The sequence below is a fragment of the Dolomitihabitans soli genome (assembly GCF_022213955.1).
Lineage (GTDB): Bacteria > Actinomycetota > Actinomycetes > Streptosporangiales > Streptosporangiaceae > Streptosporangium_A > Streptosporangium_A soli.
Genome location: NZ_JAKNTW010000010.1, coordinates 77,470 through 94,472, shown reverse-complemented (window position 1 = coordinate 94,472; position 17,003 = coordinate 77,470). Strand labels below are relative to the sequence as shown.

At 70.7% G+C, this 17,003-nt stretch carries 14 protein-coding genes; 9 read left to right on the top strand and 5 right to left on the bottom strand.

Annotation, left to right across the window (positions count from 1 at the left end):
• The first annotated feature begins 10 nt into the window (after positions 1–10).
• The 7 genes from MBA17_RS22335 to MBA17_RS22305 all read left to right on the top strand — a co-directional run bounded on the left by MBA17_RS22335 (position 11) and on the right by MBA17_RS22305 (position 6,607).
• Positions 11–1,522, top strand: coding sequence for an ankyrin repeat domain-containing protein (locus MBA17_RS22335; RefSeq protein WP_238498489.1), 1,512 nt, complete (start codon positions 11–13; stop codon positions 1,520–1,522).
• 2 nt (positions 1,523–1,524) lie between these two features.
• Complete coding sequence (locus MBA17_RS22330) at positions 1,525–2,181, top strand: SDR family oxidoreductase (protein ID WP_238498488.1); 657 nt, start codon at positions 1,525–1,527, stop codon at positions 2,179–2,181.
• Between the two features lie 142 nt (positions 2,182–2,323).
• Positions 2,324–3,190, top strand: coding sequence for a helix-turn-helix domain-containing protein (locus tag MBA17_RS22325; RefSeq protein ID WP_238498487.1), 867 nt, complete (start codon positions 2,324–2,326; stop codon positions 3,188–3,190).
• Positions 3,191–3,236: 46 nt separating this feature from the next.
• The gene (locus MBA17_RS22320; RefSeq protein WP_238498486.1) at positions 3,237–3,575 is read left to right on the top strand and encodes a hypothetical protein; all 339 of its coding nucleotides are present in this window, start codon (positions 3,237–3,239) and stop codon (positions 3,573–3,575) included.
• A 43-nt stretch (positions 3,576–3,618) separates the two neighbouring features.
• Positions 3,619–4,314, top strand: coding sequence for an ATP-binding protein (locus MBA17_RS22315; protein ID WP_455432826.1), 696 nt, complete (start codon positions 3,619–3,621; stop codon positions 4,312–4,314).
• A gap of 92 nt (positions 4,315–4,406) precedes the next feature.
• Entirely contained in the window at positions 4,407–5,261 is an 855-nt protein-coding gene (locus MBA17_RS22310; protein WP_238498484.1) for a hypothetical protein, read from the top strand.
• On the top strand, positions 5,258–6,607 hold the full coding sequence (locus MBA17_RS22305) for a hypothetical protein (RefSeq protein ID WP_238498483.1): 1,350 nt from the start codon (positions 5,258–5,260) through the stop codon (positions 6,605–6,607). Before MBA17_RS22310 ends, MBA17_RS22305 begins: the two co-directional genes overlap by 4 nt.
• Positions 6,608–6,624: 17 nt before the next feature.
• Here the strand turns inward: MBA17_RS22305 and MBA17_RS22300 are convergent, their stop codons facing one another.
• From MBA17_RS22300 to MBA17_RS22285, 4 genes are all read right to left on the bottom strand, one after another.
• Entirely contained in the window at positions 6,625–7,236 is a 612-nt protein-coding gene (locus MBA17_RS22300) for an SMI1/KNR4 family protein (RefSeq protein ID WP_238498482.1), read from the bottom strand.
• Between the two features lie 254 nt (positions 7,237–7,490).
• Positions 7,491–8,720 carry a response regulator gene (locus MBA17_RS22295; RefSeq protein WP_238498481.1) on the bottom strand — a complete coding sequence of 410 codons (1,230 nt, stop codon included), beginning with the start codon at positions 8,718–8,720 and terminating at the stop codon, positions 7,491–7,493.
• A gap of 43 nt (positions 8,721–8,763) precedes the next feature.
• Positions 8,764–9,789: a dihydrodipicolinate synthase family protein gene (locus MBA17_RS22290; RefSeq protein WP_238498480.1), complete on the bottom strand. Its 1,026-nt coding sequence runs from the start codon at positions 9,787–9,789 to the stop codon at positions 8,764–8,766.
• Positions 9,790–9,799: 10 nt separating this feature from the next.
• A complete protein-coding gene (locus MBA17_RS22285) occupies positions 9,800–10,822 on the bottom strand; it encodes an NAD-dependent epimerase/dehydratase family protein (RefSeq protein ID WP_238498479.1) in 1,023 nt (340 codons plus the stop codon).
• A 256-nt stretch (positions 10,823–11,078) separates the two neighbouring features.
• Between MBA17_RS22285 and MBA17_RS50510 the strand changes: the two genes are divergently transcribed.
• Together MBA17_RS50510 and MBA17_RS22275 are read left to right on the top strand one after the other, a co-directional pair.
• Positions 11,079–12,491 carry a dihydrolipoyl dehydrogenase family protein gene (locus tag MBA17_RS50510; RefSeq protein WP_238498478.1) on the top strand — a complete coding sequence of 471 codons (1,413 nt, stop codon included), beginning with the start codon at positions 11,079–11,081 and terminating at the stop codon, positions 12,489–12,491.
• Positions 12,492–12,554: 63 nt separating this feature from the next.
• Entirely contained in the window at positions 12,555–13,844 is a 1,290-nt protein-coding gene (locus MBA17_RS22275) for a YncE family protein (protein ID WP_238498477.1), read from the top strand.
• A 252-nt stretch (positions 13,845–14,096) separates the two neighbouring features.
• Here MBA17_RS22275 and MBA17_RS22270 read toward each other — a convergent pair whose 3' ends face one another.
• Positions 14,097–16,976 carry a glycoside hydrolase family 2 TIM barrel-domain containing protein gene (locus MBA17_RS22270; protein ID WP_455432818.1) on the bottom strand — a complete coding sequence of 960 codons (2,880 nt, stop codon included), beginning with the start codon at positions 16,974–16,976 and terminating at the stop codon, positions 14,097–14,099.
• Between the last annotated feature and the right edge of the window lie 27 nt (positions 16,977–17,003).

Here is a 17,003-nt window from a genome sequence, read left to right as displayed (position 1 = left end):
GATGCGCGGTATGCCGATCCACCTCCTTTTCGGCCCGGTCATGCGGACGGCGGGCAGCAACGAAAGGGAGGCCACCGTGCCGCTCCGTCTTCCCGGCGACCCGAGCCTGGAACACCTGAAGAACCAGGCGAAACGCCTCAAGCGTCAGGTCCACGCCGCAGATCCCGCCGCCCTCGACCTGGTCCGCGATCTGCATCCCGGCACCCGTCCCGCCGGCCCGTTCACGCTCGCCGACGCGCAGCTCGTCACCGCCCGCCTGTACGGCTTCGCGTCCTGGCCCCGGCTGCGGCGGCACCTCGACCTCGTCACCGAGCTCGCGCGGGCGCCGCACCGGGTGGCGGAGTCCGCGGATCCCGTCGCCGAGCTTCTGCGGCTGGGCTGCCTCACCTACGGCGATCCCGACCTGACCCGGCCCGGGAGGGCCGTCGCCCTGCTGGCGGCCGATCCACGGCTGGCGACCGCCGACGTGTTCACGATGGCGGCCTGCGGCCGTTCGGCGGAGCTGGCCGAACTGCTCGCCGCCGATCCCGCGCAGGCCCGCCGTCAGGGCGGGCCGTACCGGTGGGAGCCGCTGCTCTACCTCGCGTACTCGCGGATCGGCGCCGGTGACCCGCCGGAGACCGCCCGGCTGCTGCTCGCGCACGGCGCCGATCCGAACGCGGGTTATCTGTGGGAGGGGCTGACTCCGCCGTTCACCGCTCTGACGGGCGTCTTCGGCAGGGGAGAGCGTGCCGAGCCCGAGCACCCGCGCGGGATGGAGCTGGCCAGGCTGCTGCTCGGGGCGGGCGCCGATCCCAACGACAGCCAGACCCTCTACAACAGGGGGCTCGCCCTCGACGACACGGAACACCTGGAGTTGCTCTTCGAGTTCGGCCTGGGCACGGGTGACGGCGGCCCGTGGCGCGAGCGTCTCGGCCCCGCCCAGCCCTCCCCGTCGCAGCTGCTTCAGGACGAGGTCCTCGCGGCGGCGCTGTACGGCCGGCCGCGACGGCTGCGGCTGCTGATCGAGCACGGCGCGGTCCTCGACGGGCACGGCACCGGCCACCCGATCTTCGAGGGGCGCACCGCCTACGAGCTGGCCGTGCTCCGGGGGCACACCGAGATCGCGGACCTGCTCACCGCCGCGGGGGCGGGCGGCTCGCTGGACCGGGTGGACCTCTTCCTGGCCGCGTGCATGCGCGGCGAACGGCCCGCAGACCTGGACGTCGCCGACGCCGCCATCGCGCGCATGCCGTACATGATCTCGATCGCCGCGGCGGCGGGGAAGGCCGGCGCGGTGCGCGTGCTGGCCTCGCTCGGCTTCGACGTCTCCCATGTCAGGAGGGCGTCCGCGCTGCACGAGGCCGCTCTCTCCGGCGACCTCGCGATGGTGCGCCTCCTGGTCGGGCTGGGCGCCGATCCGGAGGTCAGGGACACCGAGTACGAGGCGACCCCGCAGGGCTGGGCCGAGCACAACGGGCACGACGAGACCGCCGCCTACCTCGCCGGACTGACCGCACATGGCACCATGGAACGGGGGTAATTATGCGCACAGTGATCGCGGGTGGCCACGGCAAGATCGCAATGCGGGTGGAGCGGATGCTCGCGGCCCGGGGCGACGAGGTGTGCGGCCTGATCCGAAACCCGTCCCACGAGGACGACGTACGGCAGGCCGGCGCCTGGCCCATCCTGTGCGACCTGGAGCGGGCGGGGGTGGAGGAGGTCGCCGCCCATCTGGTCGACGTCGACGCCGTGATCTTCGCCGCCGGGGCCGGGCCGGGCAGCGGCGCGGCCAGGAAGGACACCGTCGACCGGGCCGCCTCCAGCCTGCTCGCCGACGCCGCCGTCAGCGCCGGGGTCCGCCGGTTCGTCCAGATCTCCTCGATGGGCGCGGGACGGCCGCCACGGCCGGGCACGGACGAGGTGTGGGCGGCCTACATCGAGGCGAAGACCCGCGCCGAGGACGAGCTGCGCGCCCACGACCTCGACTGGCTGATCCTCCGCCCCGGCAGCCTGACCGACGAACCCGGCACCGGCCGCGTCGCCCTCTCCGAAACGGCCCTGCCCAGCGGCCAGATCTCCCGCGACGACGTCACCGCCGTGATCGCCGTCCTCCTCGACACCCCGGCCGTCCGCCACCTGACCCTGGAACTCACCTCGGGCGACACCCCCATCCCGGCCGCGGTCGAGTCCTTCGGCTGACACCTTCATCCCCACGCCTGACAGCCGGCTCCGTCCGCGCGATCCCAGGCTGCGAAACATTTCGAAACATGTAGTGACGCCGCTAAACCTCGCGCGTACTGTCAGTGGTGGTTCGCATCCAGACGGTTACGAGGTGGTGCAGATGGCGACGTCCACGGCACGTGCGGCACAACTCAAAGAGGCGAGGGGGGTCCTCGCCTCCCGGCTGAAGGCGCTTCGAACCGATGCCGATCTCACCGGCCGCGCACTGGCTGCCGCGACCGGTATGCACTTCGTCAAGGTCAGCAAGATCGAGAACGCCGTGCAACTGCCCTCGGCCGCCGACATCAGAGCGTGGTGCAAGGCGTGCGAAGCCGATGAGCAGATGATCGTCGACCTGATCGCCGCCGCGCAGAACGTGGAGGCGATGTACACCCAGTGGCGGCGCCTGGAGGAAACCGGCCTCGGGCACGTGCAGCGCTCGTTCCAGCCGTTGTACGAGCGCACCCGCCGATTCCGCGTCTGGCAGCACTCCGCGGTGCCCGGCCTGGTTCAGACGCGGGATTACGCGAGGGCGCATCTGCGTGCCGTCATCGACTTCCGTGGCATTCCCGACGACCTCGATGCGGCTCTCGCAGCTCGCGTGCAGCAGCAGGAAGTGTTGAACAACGGCGACACACGGTTCGCGATCGTCATCGGCGAGCAAGCCCTGCGGACCCGCCTCGTCGGTGCCACCGACATGGCCGCCCAGCTCAGACGGCTGATGGAGCTGACGTCCGGGGTGGCCAACATGAGTTTCGGAATTCTGCCTTCGGCCGAGCGGCCTCCGATCTGGCCGCCGGAGAACTTCTGGATCTACGACGGCGACCGGGTCCGTGTGGACACCGTGCCTGGCCAGGTCCAGCACAGGGAGCCGAGTGACGTCGCGGTTTATGAAAAGGCCTTCGAGCACCTCGCCGGGGCCGCACTGTACGGCGAGCGAGCGCGTGACCTGTTGCAGCGCGCAGTAGACGACCTCCCGGAAACATAGCGAAACTGTGTTGAGGCGGGCACGCACTGTTACCTAGCGTCGGTGCGTGCCCATCCTCATCTCTTCCATGAGCCCCGATGAGGCTTCACCGCTCGGCCAGGCCGCGCGCTTCGCCGACGACGTCGCAAAGATCCTCACTGCTTTACACATCGAGGTCGACGTTCACCGGATCGCACCCGATCGCGTGGCGATCTCGGTCGACACAGGACTTCGTGCGTGGACCGACGGTCAGGTCATCTGGTGGCACGTCCCTCGCGTGAACCCACGGCGGCCGCTGCTCATCTACGTGTTCACTCCGGTGACGGCGGCATGCCGTCTGGCCGAGTGCCATCACAGCCTGCGATCAGGGCTTTCCGCCGGTCCGGCAGCGGAGCGCATGCCATGACGCGCGTCGCCGACCCGGGTCGATCTCAGGAGCAGTCGTGACCATGCTTCCGGCCGAAGAGAGGCCGACGGCCCGGTCACCTTTTCGTCTGCCGATCGACCTGGTATCGGACGAAATCCTGCTGCCGGCCGTACCGGCCGCAGTGGGCCGCGCCCGCGAGTTCGCGCGCGTTCAGCTATGTCACTGGCGGTTGGATGAGCCGACAGGCGACGACCTGCTCGGCACGGTCGTTCTGATCGTCAGCGAACTCGTCACCAATGGCGTCGAGGCTTCCGCCGGTATGGAGATGGCTCACCCCGGCAGTACGTTTCCGAGACCGGCCTTCATCGTCATGCGGCTTGGTCTGGTCCGCCGCCGCAGTCTGTGCGTGGAGGTCTGGGACATCGCCCCCGCTGTGCCCGTTCGCGTGGACGCGGATGATCTCGATGCTGGCGGACGAGGGTTGACGCTGGTCACAGCTCTGGCCAAGGCGTGGAACCACTACCCGTCGAGCGCTCCTGCCGGTGGCAAGGTCGTTTGGGCCGAGGTCGCCGTTTCGCCGAACCGCGTCCCTGGATGGTCGGAGCGGATCACGACCGGCGAGCCTCATCACGAGGCTGGGGATGGGTGCGGCCCGGTCTGCGGCCGTCACTCGTGGCCCGGCGCGACCATCGCCGCCGGGCGGGCCGACGCGGCGTGGCCATGGGGGCACACGGGGGCCGTGGTGAAATGGTTCGCTTTCGGCGGTGGGGGAGGATAAATCGCTTCACTTGGAAAGGCGGCGTCCATATCATCCGAGAAGAGGGGTGATACGCAATGGCCGTACGCAGGAGAACTCACATCATTCTCGCCGTGTTGGCCGGGCTTGTGCTCGTCGTCGGCGGATATGGAATCGTCCGGGCCGTCGTCGATGGCTCCTCCACCGCCTCCTCCGAGGATTCGGTCACCGGCGACGGACCGGATTCTTCGGATCTCAGTGGATCATCGGAATCCGGCGCGCCTTCGGAAACGTCCAGGTCTTCGCAGCCGACCGAGGGTGAGGATACCAGGGGGTCCGGCACCGTCCAGATTTCCGGTCCGACCGTAGACAACGTTTATCCGCTGGAAAGAGACGACGAAGATAGATACCCGGCGACGGGTGGCTGCATGGTGATGGTCAATACCGATGCCGACATTTCTGTGACAATCAGATCAATTGGGGTGCAGGGTGCCGGACAGATACGGATTTCTGGTGAACCGTGCGACACTCCTGCGGAAGGTGCCGTCTGGAACGACCTCGGCGTGACGGACCCGGTGAACGCCTGCTCGCCCGGAATGGTGCTGGAGCCCGCGTCGGTATCGCCCCGGCATGCGTGCAACATCCGACTCGACAGGGCGTCCGGTTCCGGCGCGGGGACGGCGACCCTCGGCGTGGTGGTGGCGGCGCGATGCACTTCGCGTGACCCCCGCCCCTGCTCTTCGCTCGGCCGAAGCCGCTCGCCGTCCGCTGAGCGACCCGTCACGATGATCATCACCACGACGATCACCGCGCTCTTCCGAGGGGACGAGGTTGAGGAAACCTTGCCTCCGGAGAGCCCGGCCCCGGAGGAGTCCCCTGAGACGGGGGAGCCGCAGCCTTCACCCACTGAAGTCGTTCCCACGGAGGAGGGCACTCCTCCGGAGGAGATCCCCGTTGACAGCGAAGCTCCCACCGAGGGCGGGACGTGACGCAAGACCCCGGATCCGAACCGGCGGCGTCGTTGTGGGGAAGCCAGGGCCAGGAACGTCTGTGGGCGGTGGCCAACGTCATCGCGCCCACCACCGCGGTGACCACCCTGCTGTTCTACTTCGGCTATGTGGCGACGACCGCGCGCTTCCGTTACTTCGGCGTCTACCTGGACATGGTCGATCTCTCCTTGCAGGAGATGTTGCTCTACGGCGTCGAGGTCGTCTTCCCGCCGCTCATCGTGCTCGCGGTCGTCAGTCTCCTGGTCATCGCGTTGCACACCGCGGTCCGATATCTGCAGTCGTCGCCCGACCGTGACGTCAGCACCGGCTGGACGGGTCTCTTCGCGGTCGTCGCCGGCCTGCTGGCGTTCACGAGAGGCGTCGTCGGCGTCCTGGTCCCGCATGTGGCGCGCAACGAGACGATCGCCACGACACCGGTCTCCCTCGCCGGTGGCGCCGTCGCGATGGCCTACGGGTTGTCGCTGCTGCGCACCATCGGCATCCGCTGGGCCCACCGGCGCTCCAGCCCCCACCCCCCGCCTGCCACGCCGCCCACCACCGCGTCCGCCGTCCCGGTCGGTGAGGCGGCCGTGGCTCGGGCCGGGGAGGCTGCGGCCGTTCCGGTCGGTGAGCAGGCCGTGGCTCGGGCCAGGGAGGGTGAGGCCGCGGTGGCTCGGGCCGTGGAGGCGACCGTTCCGATCGGTGAGCCTGCGGTGGCTCGGGTCGGGGAATCAACGGTTGTCCCTGTCGGTGAGCAGGCCGGGGAGGTGCCGGGTCCGGTTGGTGAGCAGGCCGGGGAGGTGCCGGGTCCGGTTGGTGAGCGCGCGGTGGCTCGGGCCGGAGAGCCGGCGGCCACCCCCGCTGAGGTGCCCGGCGCGGGCCGGGAAGGAGAGCCCGTGGCCGTGCCGGCCGGCGAGGCCGCGCCCGTCGGGCGCGACGGCCACCTGGCCGTGTGGCTGGAGTCTCCCGCCGTCACCCGGCTCAGCAGGTACGCGCGGGCCTGGGTCGCCGTGATCGTGGTGGCCGCGTCCTTCTGGACCGCCAACAGCTTCGCCGCCGACTACGGCAGGGGCAGAGCCCTCGACGACGTCCAGTCGCTGCGATTCCGGCCGGAACTCGTCCTGTACGCCAAGGAGCCCCTGCGTGACGTCCCCGCCGGAGTCGTGGAGACGGTGCTGACCGTCGCCGAGAAGGAGCCCTACCGTTTCCGCTACCGGGGATTACGTCTCCTCGTCGAATCGAATGCCCGGCTGTTCCTCGTACCCGCCGTGTGGGTCGCGGGGAGCAGCCGGACCATCGTCGTCCCCTATGACAAGAACGTCCGGATCCACCTCATCGCGGGATGACGGGGAATGGCGAGGTGCTACGGCGTCTCGGTGTCTTCGCGGAGCTGATCGTTCATCAGATCCCAGAAGGAGCGGAAGCGCTGAGCTCCGGCCAGCCAAGGAGCCATGTACCACGCCTCCCATTCGCCGTCGGCAGTCTTGACGCGGGGGTTGAGGAGAAGGACGCCGTCGTCGTACTCGCCGATCCGCAGGGTGTCCGGTACGTACTCCGGCCGGAGATGGACAGGGTCCTGGTCGGCTCCATAGACGAAGTACTCCTCATCTGGCACGTGTGGCAGGGAGTACCGAGGATCCTGGTCCGACCACATGGTGGCGAGATGCGGGTCGAGATCGCGAAGCCAGCCGATCTTCGCCAGAGGCGCCAGATGAACAGGGGGGTCCTCCATGACATCCCAGCCGTTGGTGACTCGGAGGAACTGTCGATAACTCGGCGGCAGGCCGACCCCCAGCCGCTCCTGGTGCTGCGTGATCTCGGCCTCACTCGCTCCCGTCATGCCCGACCTCAGCCGTTCACGGGCGGCCTCGGCTGCGGGATCGAGCGCATCGTCACCGACGGACTCCAGGAACTTCGCGTCCGCGGTCTGGATGAGGTCAAGCCAGGGATGGCGGGGGGTGTCGGTCGCACTCATGGCGGGACCCTAGCGGCCACATCTGACATTTCACCCGATGTACGGCGGAGCCGTACCGCCTGGGTACCGCTCGATCCGCAGCCGAGCCGCTGCCCTTCGCTCGGCTGCACGACCTCCGCCACCTGCACGTCACCACGTTGCTCTCGGCGGGCGTCAAGGCACGGTCGTCAGTGAACTCATCGCCGACGGCGTCGAAGTCTCCACCGGTGTGGAGATGACCTACGTGAACGGCGCGATCACGTCTCTTCGGAGGGTCAGAGGCGGATGCGGTAGATGACCGGGGGGCGGCCGCTGCGGCCCTCGTTGCGGCTGCCGATCTGTTCGGCGAGGCCGGCGCGTTCGAGGCGTTTGAGGAGGCGGCGGGCCGAGCCCTCTTCGATGCCGAGGCCGGTGGAGACGGTGCGGGCGGTGAGTTCGCCGGTGGCCTCGGCTTCGGCGAGGCCGCGGAGGCGCTGGAGGGTCTCCTTGCGGAGGCCGACGCGGCGGGAGACCACGGTGAGGCTCGCGGGGGTGGCGGGGGTGACGGAGTCGGCGGGGGCGGCGGAGAGGATGACCTCGGTGCCCTCGTCGAGGGCGGCGACCGCGCTCTTCGGGCCGAGCTTGCCGGCCCGGGTGAGGGCCCGGCGGGCGCGGGCCTCGGCCTGCGCCGCCGTACCGCCGAGGCCGAGGCCGATGCGGGCGCCCGCGCCGAGGGTGTCGAGCAGGGGCAGGCGGGTGAAGTCGTGGGTGAGCTCGCGCAGCGGGCCGCGGGTGGTGATGAGGAGGTAGGTGTCGCCGTCGACGCGGGCGAGGCTGCCGCCGAGCGCGGTCAGTTCGCGGACGTCCACCCGGCCGCCGGGGTCGAGTTCGATGAGGCCGATGGCGATCTGCGCGTCGGTGCTGCGCGCGTCGCGGACCCGGAGCACGAGGGTGCCGAGGGCGTCGCGGATGGAGTGCCGGGAGGGCAGCAGGCGCAGCGCGGGCAGGTCGTGCTCGACCACCTCGTACGTCGAGCGCAGGCAGGTGATCGCGACCGTGGCGCCGCGCTCACGGGCGAGCCGGTGGAAGGCGACGAAGTCCTCGCTGGTCAGGCCGGGACGATAACCGAGGATCTGGAGTTTCGCGGTGGGCAGGTGCGCCTCCCGCATGGTCTCCTCGACCTGTCCGGGAGGCAGGATGTCGATGCTCGCCCCGGACACGTCGTGTCCCAGCCGCAGCAGCTCGACGAGCCCGCGCAGCAGCGTCGCCCCGTTGTAGGAGACGTAAGCCGCGGGCCGGTCGAGCAGCCGGGCCTCCTGCGCCATCGTCCACGGCACCACACCGGTGAACAGCAACGCGTCGGCCTCGTCGTGGGCCGCCCGCACGAGGTCCACGGTCTCGTCCTCGTGCCCGTACGGCAGCGCGATCGGGCGCACGTCGGGATACTCGGCGCAGACGGCCTCGACGCGGGAGACGAGGTCACCGGGGCCGATCAACGCGACGCCGACGGGCAGGCCATTACTCATCGGATCCCCTTGTGCGTGGGGACCCGAGGCCCTGGGCAGGAGGTCAATCCACCTCGTTTCCGGACAGCAGGGTTCGCAGAGCCTGCGGGTCGCGCAGGTGCGGGTAGTCGTGCCAAACCCTACCTATCTCATCGGCCTGGCCGGGGCTGAGTTCCTCGCCGGGATCGAGGCACCAGCGGCCGGCGAGCATGCCCTCGCGGATCAGCACCTCGTGGATGCCGGGGATGCAGCCGCGGAAGCCGTTGGCCGCGTCGAAGACGGCGGCGTTGGCGTCGGTCAGGTCGGCCCCGACGCCGAGCAGTTCGGCGGGGACCTTGCCGCCCGACGCGACCACGGCCTGGCAGTGGCGGACCAGCTCGACGGCGGCGGCGGTCCACACGGCGAACTGGCCGAGCAGCCCGCCGACGATCCGCACCGAGACCGTCTCGCCGCCGTGCCGGATCCGGAACGGGGTCACCAGGTCGGCCACGATGTTGTCGTCGTTGCCCGTGTAGAGCACGACGTCGTCGTGGCGACCCGACTCCACCAAAGCGCGCACGACGTCGATCGTCTTGTACCGGTCGAACGGCGCGATCTTCACCGCCCGGACGGCCGGGATCTCGAAGAACCGCCGCCAGAACCCGCGCGAGAACACCCGGCCTCCGACGGCGGGCTGGAGATAGAAGCCGAAGACGGGCAGCACCTCGCCCACCGCGGCGACCCCCGCGAGGATCTCCTGTTCGCTCGCGTCGCCCCAGGCGGCCATGGACACCAGCCCGTAGTGGTAGCCGAGCTTGACGGCGGTCTCCGCCTCGCGGACCGCGCGGTCGGTAGGGCCGAGGATGCCGGCGACCCTGACCAGGTCGGTGCCTTCGAGTTCTTCGGCCGCGAGCTGGAGCACCGGCTCGAAGAGGCCGACCTCGGGGTCGTGGATCGGAAACTGGGTGGTGTGCACGCCGACCGCGAGGCCGCCTGCTCCGGCGTCGACGTAGTAGCGGGTCAGGGCGCGCTGGCGCGCCTCGTCCAGCCGCCGTCTCCCGTCGAGGGCGAGCGGGTGGGCCGGGATCACCAGGCCCGAGCGGATGTCCATCGGTCGTCTCCTAGAACGCGCCGGCGCGCTGCTCGAAGTGGGTGGGCTTGCCGATGCTCGGGCCGCCCTCGGCGATCCAGGTGGCCGTCCAGTCGATCATCTGGAGCAACGGGACGGACGGGTAGCCGAAGCGGGCCGTACAGCGGGCGGCGTTGCTGAGCAGGGCGGTCGGGGCCTCGGTGCCGGTGATGCGCGGCTCGACGCCGAACCGGCGGGCGAACTCCCCGGCCAGCCAGCGGGTCGAGACCGTCTCCGGCCCCGTGAGGTTGAGGATGTCGGCGGGGCTCGCGCAGTGCGCCAGGGAGCGGAGGGTGACGGCGTTGGCGTCGCCCTGCCAGATCACGTTGGCGCTGCCCATCGTCACGTCCACCTCGTCACCGGCCCAGACCTTGGTGGCGATGTCGTGGAGCACGCCGTACCGCAGGTCGATGGCGTAGTTCAGGCGCAGGATGGAGATCGGTGTGCCGTTGGCGACGGAGAAGTGCTGGAGGATCCGCTCGCGGCCGAGGCACGACTGGGCGTACTCGCCGACGGGGGCGGGCTCGGTGTCCTCGGTGGCGCCGCCGGAGGAGGGCGCGGTCAGCGGGTAGACGTTGCCGGTGGAGAAGGCGACGATCCGGGAGCCGGCGTACCGCTCCGCGACGCGGCCGGGCAGGTAGGTGTTGAGCTGCCAGGTCGTCCAGGGGTCGCCGGTGGTGCCGAACTTGCGGCCCACCAGGTAGACGACGTTGGCGGCGTCGGGGAGGGCGGCCAGCTCCGCCTCGCGGCTGAGGTCGGCGGCGACGACCTCGATGCCGGCCGCCTCGAACTCCGCGCGGCGGCCGGCCTCGGAGAACCGGGAGACCGCGATCACCCGGCGGGACCGTCCGCGTTCGGCCGCCAGCACGGCCATCCGGGACAGGCTGAAGCCCAGCTTGCCCGCGGCCCCGAGCAGGATCAGGTCGCCGGGAAGCTCGGCCAGGTCGGCGACGACGGATTCCGGTGGGTCATAGAGGTGGCGGTCGATCTCCGCCAGCGCGTTACTTTCGAGCACGTACGAAACCTAGCAAACCTCAGCCGGGATCGCAGCTAGCGTCTCTTGACCGGTTTTGTCGATGGCCTAAACCTTTCCTCCTCTAGTTTCGCACCTGACTGAAAATGAGGAGTAGTGATACCCATCCGACACGTCCACGGCGGTGGCCCTGCGGGTGATCGGGCGCCGTGCTCGGTCCCGAGACTGGTGACGTGGGCATGAACCAGTCGTTCCTGGCGTGCGAAGCTGGTGCCACTGCACTCATCTTGGAGGAGACGTGGCGGACGACTTCGACGTGATCGTGATCGGCGCGGGCCCGGCGGGGGAGAACGTCGCGGCCCGTGCCGTACGAGGCGGGCTGACGGCGGCCGTGGTGGAGGACGTCCTGGCGGGCGGCGAGTGCGCCTACTGGGCGTGCGTCCCGAGCAAGGCGCTGCTGCGGCCGGTCGAGCTGACCGCCGAGGTCGGCCGGGTGCCCGGCCTGGAGCCGGGCCCGATCGACAGCGCGGCGGTGCTCGCCCGCCGCGACGAGGTGGTGTCCCACTTCGATGACTCCGGCCAGGTGGGCTGGATCGAAGGGCTGCCCGCCGAGTTCGTGCGCGGCAGGGGGCGGCTGGCCGGTCCCAGGAGGGTCGAGGTGACCGCCCGCGACGGCTCGGTCCGGCTGCTGACCGCCCGGCAGGCGGTGGTCCTGGCCACCGGGAGCACCGCGGTGATCCCGCCCGTCCCCGGCCTGGCCGAGGCCGCGCCGTGGACCAGCCACGAGGTGACGGCGGCGACCGGCGTCCCCGCGCGGCTGGTCGTGCTGGGCGGCGGGGTGGTCGCGTGTGAGATGGCGCAGGCCATGCACGGGCTCGGCAGCCGGGAGACGACGCTGCTGGTCCGCGGCTCGGGGCTGCTCGGCAAGATCGAGCCGTTCGCGGGCGAACTGCTGGCCCGGTCCTTCGTGGAGTCGGGGATCGGAGTGCGCTTCGGCGCCCAGGTGAGGAGGGTCGAACGGCCGGAGCCCGGCGGCAAGGTGACCGTTCATCTGGCGCAGGGGCCGCCCGTCGAGGCCGATGAGCTGCTGGTGGCCACCGGACGCCGCGCCGCCACCGCCGGCCTCGGCCTCGGCACGATCGGGCTGCCCGAGGACGAGCCGGTGACCGTGGACGACACCCTGCGGGCGACCGGCGTCGCCGACGGCTGGCTGTACGCGGTCGGCGACGTCAACGGCCGGGTGCTGCTCACCCACATGGGCAAATACCAGGCGCGGGCGTGCGGTGACGTCATCGTCGCGCGGGCCCGCGGCGAGCGCGACGACCTGCCGTCGTACCGCGACCTCGCCGGCGGGTACGGCGCGCCGCAGGTGGTCTTCACCGACCCGCAGGTCTGCGCCGTCGGCCGCACCGAGGAGCAGGCCAGGCAGGAGGGGTTCGCCGTCCGCGTGGTGGAGTACGACCTGGGCGCGGTGGCCGGGGCGTTCCTGCTCGGCGACGGATACCGGGGACGGGCCAAGGCCGTCGTGGACGAGGACCGCGGGGTGCTGCTCGGCGTGACCTTCGCCGGGCCGGGCACCGCCGAGCTGCTGCACTCCGCCACGATCGCGGTGACCGCCGAGGTGCCGCTCGACCGGCTCTGGCACGCCGTGCCCTCCTTCCCGACGGTCAGCGAGGTGTGGCTGCGGCTCCTGGAGGCGTACGGGCTGTGAAAGGTGTGTCCCAGGCCGGACAACCCCCTTGATGGGTTCACCGATCGCGGCGACACTCCGCACATGGGGAGATGGAGAGCCTTCGCCGTAGCCATCCTGATGATCGTGACCCTCGGGGCGGCGCAGGCGCCCAAAGCGTCGTTCGAGGTGTGGCTGCTCGACCAGTCCGACACCAACGGGCTCGCCTACGGCGGAACCGTGCACATCTTCAGAGGCCACAGCTCCGGGGAGCGCAGCGCGGCGGGCACGATCGACCTGGCCACGGCGACCGCCTCGATGTGCGCTGCGAGCACCGGCAGGAACCCGGTCCGGCCGCACATGATCGTGTTCAACAAGACCGGCTCGCACGCCGCGATCTCCTTCGTGGCCAGCGGCCATGTGGTGATCTTCAACGCCGGCACCCGGCAACCGCTGGCCTGCTTCGCCGCCGAGACGGGGACCGGGGGCGCCCGGCAGGCGCACGCCCTGTGGCCGACCGAGGACGACCGTTACCTCGTCATCGCCAACCAGAACGGCAAGAAACTCGAACGGATCCGCACCGACTACGTGAACGGGACCTTCGCCCAGGAGCCCGCCGCGACGCTCGACCTGGCCGGGTGCACCACGCCGAACGGCGCTCCCTGCGAGTCCGCGGAGCTGCGGCCGGACAACGCGCCGATCTGCCCGTTCATCGCCTCCGACAACGGGCCGGTGTTCGTCAGCCTGCGGGGCGGCGGGCTGCTCATGGTCGACTGGCGCACGACGCCGATGTCGATCGTCGCTGAGTACGACAAGGAGCACATTCCGGCCAACGGATGCGGGTTCGCCGAGGCCAAGGGCACGGTGTTCGGCGACGGAGGCGGCGGGACGGCGCACAACCTCGACCAGTTCAGCGTGTTCCGGATGCCGATGAAGGGCTACTCGGCCGCCAACCCGCCCAACGTCCCCGCCGTGCAGCGGCTCTTCGACGACGACGCGCACGACCGTGACGCCCACGGCACCGCGGTCACGAAGAACGAGCGCTTCGTCTGGGTCGGCGACCGCGACGGGAACGTCATCGAGGTGTTCGACGGCCGGACGGGGGCACGGGTCGGCACGATCGACCTGGTCTCGCCGTTCAGCGCCGACCCGACGGTGGACCTGTTCGCCGTGTCGCCCGACCGCAAGTGGATCTTCGCTTCGACCCGCGGCCCCACCCCGCTCTCCGGCGACCCGCACTCCTCCCACGGCACCGACCCCGGCCTGCTGATCATCAAGGTCACCCAGGGCGGCCGGTCGGGGGAGGTGGCCGGCCTGCTCCCGATCACCAACCTCGACGCCACGGGCATCGAACGCGCCGACAGCCACGGCATCCGCCTGCGCCCTCTCGCATAGCGATCCCGTACGGCAGGCCACCCCGGCGCCACCCGCCGCAGGTGGCAGGGCTCCGTGGGTCCACGGTGCTCAGGCGCGCGTGCCTGAGCACCGTGACGACCCGGCCGCGTACGTGGCTTCTCCGGTCAACCCCGCGCTGAATCCGCGTTTGCCGTACCTGACGCGCCACCCACCGCTCTCGGACGACGGGCCCGGCGACCCTGCCGAGCCGAAGGCTGAGGAGGGCAGGGATCGCCAGGTGGGCGGGGACCGCTACGTGGTCAGGGGGGAGAACGTCAGGGACAGGGTGGCGGGGCGGGCGTGCAGGCGGTGCTGGGGCAGGACGTCCGGGCCGCACGCGGCGGTGCCCAGGCCGTCCTGGGCGACGTCGAGGTTGACGTGCACGGCGTCGCCGGGGGTGAGGTCGGTCAGATGGCGGGCGGCGTCGAGGTCCTCGCTGGTCCAGCGGCGGGCGGTGAGGTCGAAGAAGGGCGTTCCGGTGACGCGCACGCCCCGGCCGTCGGCACCGGCGAGGGTGGCCCAGCGGACGGCGGCCCGGTTGCCGTTCTCCTGGGGATAGACGTAGGGGGTCTGCAGGTCGTCCACGGTCATGGCGTGCCTGCCGACCCTGGCCGCCCGGTCGCTGTCGGCGTACGACTCGCCGGGGCCCCGGCCGTACCACTCGGCGCGGCTGATCCACCCGGGCAGGGCCAGGCGGAGGCCGAGGCGGGGGATCGGGAAGTCCCAGTCGCCCTGGGGCTCGACGGTCAGGGTGAGGTGGAGCCGGTCGTCGTCGCCGGTCCACCGGTAGGTCGCGAGCATCGAACGGTCATGGGCCGCGGCGGCCACCCGGGTCCTGACGACGAGCGCGCCGTCGTCCATCCCGGCCTCGGCGACCCGGTGCCGCAGGCGGTGCAGCCCCGCCCGCCGCCACACGTCGGCGATCGGCTCGTGGCCGCCCGAGTCGTTGTCGGTGGGCGCCCGCCACAGGTCCAGCCGCAGCCCCGCCACGGGAACGTCGCCGATCCGCCGCAGCGCCCCGGTGACCGGGTCGAACGTGCCGGAGGCCACCGTGAGCGCCCGCGGAGTGGCCACCGCCACCGGCGGCGTGACGGCGCACTGCGCCCAGGCGACCTCGTGGCCCGCGGAGGCCCAGGGCTGGTCGTCGGTGAGTACGGCGCGCACGGTGAGGAAGGTCTCCTCGGTGGTCGCCGGCAGCGCGGGGAGAGGCGACTCGGCGCTGGTCCCCGCGGGCACGGCGGGGAGGCCGAGGACGCCGTGGGCGATCGGCCGGCCGTGCTCTTCGAGGGTCCACAGGAAGGTCAGGTGCGACAGGTCGCGGAAGTCGTGCAGGTTGGCGACCGTCACGGAGTCGCCGACCGTGATGCGGACGGGCTCGATCACCTTCTTGTACTCGTCGAGCCCGGGGGACGGCGTGCGGTCGGGGAAGACCAGCCCGTCGGTGACGAAGTTGCCGTCGTGCAGTTCCTCCCCGAAGTCTCCGCCATAGGCGTAGCCGTACTCCGGGTGGCGGAGGCCGTGGTCGAGCCACTCCCAGACGAAGCCTCCCTGGCAACGGGGATACCTCTCGAACAGCTCCTGGTACTCCGCCAGCCCGCCCGGCCCGTTCCCCATCGCGTGGGCGTACTCGCACAGGATGAACGGCAGGCCGCGCCGGTGCTCGTCGGCCGCGGGATCGTCGAGCGGCTTCTCGGCCCGCCGGCCGATCAGCTCGACCTCGTCGACCGGGGGATACATCCTGCTGTAGACGTCGACGTACTCGCTGTCCCAGTCGTGCTCGTAGTGGATCGGCCTGCCCGGGTCGCGGTCGCGGGTCCACTCGGCCATCGCCCGCAGGTTGTCGCCGACGCCGGACTCGTTGCCGAGCGACCACATGATGACGCTCGGGCGGTTCTTGTCGCGTTCCACGGTCCGGCGCATCCGGTCCAGGTACGACTCGCGCCAGCGGGGGTCGGCGCTGGGGTTGTCCCGCCAGCCGACGAAGGTGAAGCCGTGCGTCTCCAGGTCGCACTCGGCGATCACCCACAGGCCCAGTTCGTCGCAGAGCTCCATGAAACGGGGGTGCGGCGGGTAGTGGCTGGTCCGCACGGCGTTGACGTTGTGGCGCTTCATCAGCAGGATGTCGGCGCGCATGGTCTCCTCGTCGAGCACGCGCCCGTGCTCGGGGTGCCATTCGTGCCGGTTCACGCCGCGGAACAGGATGCGCCTGCCGTTCACCTTGAGCAGGCCGTCCTCGACCACGACGGTCCTGAAGCCGATCCGCAGCGGTACCCGCTCGCCGTCGGCGACCAGTTCGGCGTGGTAGAGCCGGGGAAGCTCCGCCGTCCAGGGCTCGACCGAGTCGATCACTTGGACCTCGCCCGCGGGGACCCCGGCCAGTCCGAGCTCGCCAGCCGTGAGCGTCGCCGGGACGGAGGTCTCGATCCGCAGCGTGCCCCTCCCGGTCGTGTGGTCGTAGTCGGCGTGGACGAAGAAGTCGTCCAGGGCCCCGGCAGGCCGCTGAATCACCGAAACATCCCGAAATATCCCAGAAAGCCACCACATATCCTGGTCTTCCAGGTAACTCGCCGCCGACCACTGATGCACCCGTACGGCCAGCACGTTCCTGCCCGGCGACAGCGTCTCGGTCACATCGAACTCGGACGGCAACCGGCTCCCCGTCGAGAACCCGAGCTCGTGCCCGTTGAGCCACACCTTGAAGGTCGAATCGACCCCCTCGAACCGCAACACCGCGCCCTGCCCCGCCCAGTCCGCCGGAACGTCGAACTCCCGCCGGTAGTCACCCGTCGGGTTCTCGTCCGGCACGTACGGCGGGTCGAGCGGAAAGGGATAGTTCACGTTCGTGTAAGCGGGAGAGCCGTGCCCGTGCAACTGCCAGTGCGCCGGAACGGGCAACTCCCCCCAGCCGGAGTCGTCGAAGTCCGTCTCACCCACGCCATCGGGAGCGCCCGCGACCGTTGGGGACAGATGGAACCGCCACAGCCCGTTGAGATCGAGGCGAGGCGCGTCCGAGTCGAACGCCGCACGCGGTTGACGGCGACCGGAACCAGGGGCGAAATCACTGTAATACGTCACGCGTATCACCTTGGCTGCTGAAAGTTCCTGGCGGAAGGGCTCTCGACAGAGGATCATCGCCGGGTTAACGTCCGTGCGTAAACG

What these genes read in the sequence shown, in the direction of transcription:
- MBA17_RS22290 (WP_238498480.1), bottom strand. Translation starts at nt 9,789, where the DNA reads ATGGACATCCGCTCGGGCCTGGTGATCCCGGCCCACCCGCTCGCCCTC.
- MBA17_RS22275 (WP_238498477.1), top strand. Translation starts at nt 12,555, where the DNA reads ATGGGGAGATGGAGAGCCTTCGCCGTAGCCATCCTGATGATCGTGACC.
- MBA17_RS22300 (WP_238498482.1), bottom strand. Translation starts at nt 7,236, where the DNA reads ATGAGTGCGACCGACACCCCCCGCCATCCCTGGCTTGACCTCATCCAG.
- MBA17_RS22330 (WP_238498488.1), top strand. Translation starts at nt 1,525, where the DNA reads ATGCGCACAGTGATCGCGGGTGGCCACGGCAAGATCGCAATGCGGGTG.
- MBA17_RS22270 (WP_455432818.1), bottom strand. Translation starts at nt 16,976, where the DNA reads ATGATCCTCTGTCGAGAGCCCTTCCGCCAGGAACTTTCAGCAGCCAAG.
- MBA17_RS22335 (WP_238498489.1), top strand. Translation starts at nt 11, where the DNA reads ATGCCGATCCACCTCCTTTTCGGCCCGGTCATGCGGACGGCGGGCAGC.
- MBA17_RS22325 (WP_238498487.1), top strand. Translation starts at nt 2,324, where the DNA reads ATGGCGACGTCCACGGCACGTGCGGCACAACTCAAAGAGGCGAGGGGG.
- MBA17_RS22295 (WP_238498481.1), bottom strand. Translation starts at nt 8,720, where the DNA reads ATGAGTAATGGCCTGCCCGTCGGCGTCGCGTTGATCGGCCCCGGTGAC.
- MBA17_RS22315 (WP_455432826.1), top strand. Translation starts at nt 3,619, where the DNA reads ATGCTTCCGGCCGAAGAGAGGCCGACGGCCCGGTCACCTTTTCGTCTG.